The following is a 415-nucleotide window of genomic DNA, read 5'->3' as shown; positions in this document are numbered from 1 at the left end:
AAAGGAGCTTCCTGTATAATAAAAAGCGTAGACGTTGAAAATTGAAAATACCTCAGAGTACAATAAGACTACTGACTGGCAGGTTAGTAAAAATCTTATTATACAGAGAGGTATCTACAATGAAGTCTAACACACAGAACGCAAAAATTGAAGCTATTACAGAAAAAACTTTGGTACTCGGAATTGATGTCGGAAGTGAAATGCACTATGCCAGAGCTTTTGATTACAGAGGAATCGAGTATTCGAAGAAGCCATTTAAGTTTAGCAACACAGAGGCCGGATTTGTGACATTTAAGGAATGGATCCTGGACCTCAAAGAAAGACATGAGAAGGATAAGGTGATTCCAGGTATGGAACCGACCGGGCATTACTGGTTCAATCTTGGAAAGTTTCTACAGGATAATGAAATGAAACC

General features: G+C 38.3%; 1 protein-coding gene. It reads left to right on the top strand.

The window, feature by feature from the left end; all coding sequences use genetic code 11:
* Positions 1 to 119: 119 nt before the first annotated feature.
* A partial coding sequence (locus DWZ76_RS14845; RefSeq protein ID WP_147353145.1) for a transposase occupies positions 120 to 415 on the top strand: 296 nt, incomplete at its 3' end.

This window comes from Clostridium sp. AF35-15 (assembly GCF_003477745.1).
Classification (GTDB): Bacteria; Bacillota; Clostridia; order Lachnospirales; family Lachnospiraceae; genus Otoolea; species Otoolea fessa.
The sequence above is the reverse complement of the archived record's forward strand: the minus strand, read 5'-3'. Positions and strand labels throughout refer to the sequence as shown.